At 55.2% G+C, this 6,279-nt stretch carries 2 tRNA genes and 3 rRNA genes; all 5 read left to right on the top strand.

The features are described from left to right. Window positions 1-792: 792 nt before the first annotated feature. The 5 genes from ERD78_RS19615 (at window position 793) to rrf (ending at window position 6,228) form a co-directional block, all read left to right on the top strand. Window positions 793-2,331: ribosomal RNA gene (locus ERD78_RS19615) — 16S ribosomal RNA — on the top strand. Between the two features lie 121 nt (window positions 2,332-2,452). Next, a tRNA-Ile gene (locus ERD78_RS19610) sits at window positions 2,453-2,529 on the top strand. Window positions 2,530-2,548: 19 nt separating this feature from the next. Next, a tRNA-Ala gene (locus ERD78_RS19605) sits at window positions 2,549-2,624 on the top strand. 404 nt (window positions 2,625-3,028) lie between these two features. After that, window positions 3,029-5,917: ribosomal RNA gene (locus tag ERD78_RS19600) — 23S ribosomal RNA — on the top strand. Window positions 5,918-6,114: 197 nt separating this feature from the next. Beyond that, a 5S ribosomal RNA gene (gene rrf, locus ERD78_RS19595) occupies window positions 6,115-6,228 on the top strand. The 16S, 23S and 5S rRNA genes sit together here with 2 tRNA genes alongside, the layout of an rRNA operon. Window positions 6,229-6,279: the final 51 nt, after the last annotated feature.

Genomic DNA, 6,279 nt, shown 5'->3' with positions numbered 1-6,279 from the left:
CGCGCATCTAATTTTCTTTTTGCCGGCCGTAGCGGGCGGTGTGGCGCAGCCTGCGGCGTGGCGCCCGATGGGGCGCGTGTGGGCGGGCCCCGGGGGGCGCGCGCCGGTGTGGCAAGGGCGGCAGGGGCTGGGGCGCGGGCCGGTAAAAATATTTGGGTGCGGGCGTAAAAAAAGAATTGCGAGCCGGTTCAAGGGCTTAGCGTAAAAAGTGGTCAAGCCGTAGCCAGGGGGCGTTAAAAAAGGGGGAAAGGGATTTGCGCGGGGTAAAAAGGCTGTGCTATAGTTCTGTTCTTCGCAGCACACGAACTCAGGGTTAACCCTGACGGACAGGGCGCGAGACGCAGGCCCGCCGGGCATGCGCTCAGGCCGGTGCGGTGAGGCGGGCGAAAGCCGGGGCGAAGTGGTCGATTTGACAGGTCAAAAAAACTACTTCATAATCTCGTTTCTTTGCTCGATGGTCAGTCAGTACGGGGGCCGGCAAACTGCTCTTTAACAATTTAACAGCCGATAAGTGTGGGCGCTTGGAATGCGTCTTTGCACCGGCGGCGTCCGGTTCTTTTTTTCGGTCCAGCGATGGGCCGGGCAGGGGAGTCCGGGCCCGGTGCCAAGAAGTACTACACAAGTGGCTCGCACAAATGAAGAAGTCAGGTTTTGGAAATTCGTTTTTGAAATCTTGTCTTTTTCTTTGAGCAAGACGCGACCCGCGAAGGCGGTTGCGCCGCGCTGTCCTTGGGCCCGAAGGGTCTGGGGATGGGCAGGGCGCACTGTGTTCGCGGAGTAAATACAGGTATTGAACTGAAGAGTTTGATCCTGGCTCAGATTGAACGCTAGCGGGATGCTTTACACATGCAAGTCGAACGGCAGCGCGAGGAAAGCTTGCTTTTCTTGGCGGCGAGTGGCGAACGGGTGAGTAATGTATCGGAACGTGCCCAGTAGCGGGGGATAACTACGCGAAAGCGTGGCTAATACCGCATACGCCCTACGGGGGAAAGAGGGGGATCGCAAGACCTCTCACTATTGGAGCGGCCGATATCAGATTAGCTAGTTGGTGAGGTAAAGGCTCACCAAGGCTGCGATCTGTAGCTGGTTTGAGAGGACGACCAGCCACACTGGGACTGAGACACGGCCCAGACTCCTACGGGAGGCAGCAGTGGGGAATTTTGGACAATGGGGGCAACCCTGATCCAGCCATCCCGCGTGTGCGATGAAGGCCTTCGGGTTGTAAAGCACTTTTGGCAGGGAAGAAAAGGTGCCGGTTAATACCTGGCGCCGCTGACGGTACCTGCAGAATAAGCACCGGCTAACTACGTGCCAGCAGCCGCGGTAATACGTAGGGTGCAAGCGTTAATCGGAATTACTGGGCGTAAAGCGTGCGCAGGCGGTTCGGAAAGAAAGATGTGAAATCCCAGAGCTTAACTTTGGAACTGCATTTTTAACTGCCGGGCTAGAGTATGTCAGAGGGGGGTAGAATTCCACGTGTAGCAGTGAAATGCGTAGAGATGTGGAGGAATACCGATGGCGAAGGCAGCCCCCTGGGATAATACTGACGCTCATGCACGAAAGCGTGGGTAGCAAACAGGATTAGATACCCTGGTAGTCCACGCCCTAAACGATGTCAACTAGCTGTTGGGGGCTTCGGCCCTTAGTAGCGCAGCTAACGCGTGAAGTTGACCGCCTGGGGAGTACGGTCGCAAGATTAAAACTCAAAGGAATTGACGGGGACCCGCACAAGCGGTGGATGATGTGGATTAATTCGATGCAACGCGAAAAACCTTACCTACCCTTGACATGTCTGGAAGGCCGAAGAGATTTGGCTGTGCTCGCAAGAGAACCGGAACACAGGTGCTGCATGGCTGTCGTCAGCTCGTGTCGTGAGATGTTGGGTTAAGTCCCGCAACGAGCGCAACCCTTGTCATTAGTTGCTACGAAAGGGCACTCTAATGAGACTGCCGGTGACAAACCGGAGGAAGGTGGGGATGACGTCAAGTCCTCATGGCCCTTATGGGTAGGGCTTCACACGTCATACAATGGTCGGGACAGAGGGTCGCCAACCCGCAAGGGGGAGCCAATCCCAGAAACCCGATCGTAGTCCGGATTGCAGGCTGCAACTCGCCTGCATGAAGTCGGAATCGCTAGTAATCGCGGATCAGCATGTCGCGGTGAATACGTTCCCGGGTCTTGTACACACCGCCCGTCACACCATGGGAGTGGGTTTTACCAGAAGTAGTTAGCCTAACCGCAAGGGGGGCGATTACCACGGTAGGATTCATGACTGGGGTGAAGTCGTAACAAGGTAGCCGTATCGGAAGGTGCGGCTGGATCACCTCCTTTAAGAGTGCACACACAGGTGACAAGGACAAAGCGAAAGCGTCCACACTTATTGGCTGTTAGGTTTTAGAGAAAGAGTAAGCCACGACAGGCATACGCAAGTCCAGGCGGATTTGCGCATACTGGGTCAGTAGCTCAGTCGGTTAGAGCACCGTCTTGATAAGGCGGGGGTCGTTGGTTCGATTCCAACTTGACCCACCAGTACGGTTTATACCGGTGCGGGGGATTAGCTCAGCTGGGAGAGCACCTGCTTTGCAAGCAGGGGGTCGTCGGTTCGATCCCGTCATCCTCCACCACGCACAGGCGTTTTGGGCACGGGGTGCGGATGCAATGAATAGGGTTTTGGGCGCGCAGGCCCGGCTTTAGGGGCCGGGAGTGCGGTGCGCGAAGCGCTACTCATTGGATCTGCGAGCCCAAGGCTCGTCGGTTCGATGGCAGGACTCGTTCTTTAACAATTTGGAAGAAGCACAACGAAGTAAATATGGTGCAGATTCGGGTGCGCGAGCGCGCTTTCCTTGGCTGGAGAGTGGCGGGCGCGGGCTCGGGTGTGTCATAGATACGGGTTGTGATTGCATATTGAACACAAATGTTCAAAGTAGTTCTCATAAAGACGCGCGTCTTAAGAAGGCGCGCCCTTTGGAAAGCGAAAGAACGGCACAAACAACGCACTCAAGCAAGCCTATAATCTGCAAAGTTATAGGATCAAGCGACTAAGTGCACATGGTGGATGCCTTGGCGATCACAGGCGAAGAAGGACGTGGTAGCCTGCGAAAAGCTGCGGGGAGTTGGCAAACAAACTTTGATCCGCAGATATCCGAATGGGGAAACCCACCGCGCAAGCGGTATCCGGCACTGAATACATAGGTGCCTGGAGGCGAACCGAGCGAACTGAAACATCTAAGTAGCTCGAGGAACAGAAATCAACCGAGATTCCGACAGTAGCGGCGAGCGAAATCGGAGCAGCCTTGACGATTTAGCGTGCCAGATAGTCGAACGCGATGGAAAGCGCGGCCGTAGCAGGTGATAGCCCTGTAGACGAAATCTGGGACGTGGAACTAGGCGTCAGAGAAGTAGGGCGGGACACGTGAAATCCTGTCTGAAGATGGGGGGACCATCCTCCAAGGCTAAATACTCGTGATCGACCGATAGTGAACCAGTACCGTGAGGGAAAGGCGAAAAGAACCCCGGAAGGGGAGTGAAATAGATCCTGAAACCGTGTGCATACAAACAGTCGGAGCCTCTTTAAGGGGTGACGGCGTACCTTTTGTATAATGGGTCAGCGACTTACATTCAGTGGCAAGCTTAACCGAATAGGGAAGGCGTAGCGAAAGCGAGTCCGAACAGGGCGATTTGAGTCGCTGGGTGTAGACCCGAAACCAGGCGATCTATCCATGGCCAGGTTGAAGGCACGGTAACACGTGCTGGAGGACCGAACCCACTAATGTTGAAAAATTAGGGGATGAGCTGTGGATAGGGGTGAAAGGCTAAACAAGCCTGGAAATAGCTGGTTCTCTCCGAAAACTATTTAGGTAGTGCCTCACGTATTGCTGCCGGGGGTAGAGCACTGTTATAGCTAGGGGGTCATGGCGACTTACCAACCTATGGCAAACTCCGAATACCGGCAAGTATGAGCGTGGGAGACAGAGCACCGGGTGCTAACGTCCGGACTCAAGAGGGAAACAACCCAGACCGCCAGCTAAGGTCCCAAACTATGGCTAAGTGGGAAACGAAGTGGGAAGGCACAGACAGTCAGGAGGTTGGCTTAGAAGCAGCCATCCTTTAAAGAAAGCGTAATAGCTCACTGATCGAGTCGTCCTGCGCGGAAGATGTAACGGGGCTAAGCCATAGACCGAAGCTGCGGGTGTGTGATTTCGGTCACACGCGGTAGGAGAGCGTTCTGTAAGCCTGAGAAGGTGGCTCGTAAGGGCTGCTGGAGGTATCAGAAGTGCGAATGCTGACATGAGTAGCGATAAAGGGGGTGAAAAGCCCCCTCGCCGTAAGTCCAAGGTTTCCTGCGCAACGTTCATCGGCGCAGGGTGAGTCGGCCCCTAAGGCGAGGCAGAGATGCGTAGCTGATGGGAAGCTGGTTAATATTCCAGCACCGTCGTGAAATGCGATGGGGGGACGGATTGCGGAAAGTCATCGGGGTGTTGGAAGTCCCCGTTGTTGCATCGAAGAAGGCGCCATAGGCAAATCCGGGCGCGTAATTCAAGGGTGTGACTGAATAGAGCCTTTGCGCTCTAGACTGATCGGAAGCAGTTCCAGGAAAAGCCTCTAAGCTTCAGTTTCACGAGACCGTACCGCAAACCGACACAGGTGGACGGGATGAATATTCCAAGGCGCTTGAGAGAACTCAGGAGAAGGAACTCGGCAAATTGATACCGTAACTTCGGGAGAAGGTATACCCTGGTAGTGTGAAGCGCCTGCGCGCCGAGCATGAAGGGGTCGCAGAGAATCGGTGGCTGCGACTGTTTATTAAAAACACAGCACTCTGCCAAGACGAAAGTCGACGTATAGGGTGTGACGCCTGCCCGGTGCCGGAAGGTTAAGTGATGGGGTGCAAGCTCTTGATCGAAGCCCCGGTAAACGGCGGCCGTAACTATAACGGTCCTAAGGTAGCGAAATTCCTTGTCGGGTAAGTTCCGACCTGCACGAATGGCGTAACGATGGCCACACTGTCTCCTCCTGAGACTCAGCGAAGTTGAAGTGTTTGTGATGATGCAATCTACCCGCGGCTAGACGGAAAGACCCCATGAACCTTTACTGTAGCTTTGCATTGGACTGTGAACCGGCCTGTGTAGGATAGGTGGGAGGCGTTGAACTCGTGTCGCCAGATGCGAGGGAGCCGACCTTGAAATACCACCCTGGTCTGTTTGCGGTTCTAACCTTGGCCCGTTATCCGGGTCGGGGACAGTGCATGGTGGGCAGTTTGACTGGGGCGGTCTCCTCCCAAAGCGTAACGGAGGAGTACGAAGGTACGCTAGGTACGGTCGGAAATCGTGCTGATAGTGCAATGGCATAAGCGTGCTTGACTGTGAGACTGACACGTCGAACAGGTGCGAAAGCAGGTCATAGTGATCCGGTGGTTCTGTATGGAAGGGCCATCGCTCAACGGATAAAAGGTACTCTGGGGATAACAGGCTGATACCGCCCAAGAGTTCATATCGACGGCGGTGTTTGGCACCTCGATGTCGGCTCATCTCATCCTGGGGCTGTAGCCGGTCCCAAGGGTATGGCTGTTCGCCATTTAAAGAGGTACGTGAGCTGGGTTTAAAACGTCGTGAGACAGTTTGGTCCCTATCTGCCGTGGGCGTTGGATACTTGACGGAGCCTGCTCCTAGTACGAGAGGACCGGAGTGGACGTACCGCTGGTGTATCGGTTGTCATGCCAATGGCATTGCCGAGTAGCTATGTACGGAAGAGATAACCGCTGAAGGCATCTAAGCGGGAAACTCGTCTGAAGATTAGGTATCCCGGGGGCTAGACCCCCCTGAAGGGTCGTTCGAGACCAGGACGTTGATAGGCTGGGTGTGCAAGCGCAGTAATGCGTTCAGCTAACCAGTACTAATTGCCCGTGCGGCTTGATCCTATAACCTTGCAGGTTAGTGCGGATCGAAGTGTGCCGTGCCCAGAATGCATAACGCAACCCGCAACGCAACAAAACCGACACACCCCTACACACACCATGACGCTTCGAAGGCCCGGCCAGGGCCTCTCGTGTGCTTCTTGCCAGATTGGCCCTGCGGCGCGCCGCTTTTAGAGCGCGCCGCAGGGCAACCCGTTACGCTTGACGACCATAGCAAGGTGGTCCCACGCCTTCCCATCCCGAACAGGACCGTGAAACGCCTTAGCGCCGATGATAGTGGACAGCTCGTCTGTGAAAGTAGGACATCGTCAGGCTCTTATTGCCAAAACCCCCGTGCCCAACCGGCTCGGGGGTTTTTTATTGCC

Source organism: Allopusillimonas soli, from assembly GCF_004153445.1.
GTDB lineage: Bacteria > Pseudomonadota > Gammaproteobacteria > Burkholderiales > Burkholderiaceae_B > Allopusillimonas > Allopusillimonas soli.
Note: the sequence above shows the minus strand (reverse complement) of the source record. Positions and strands in the feature narration are given on the sequence as shown.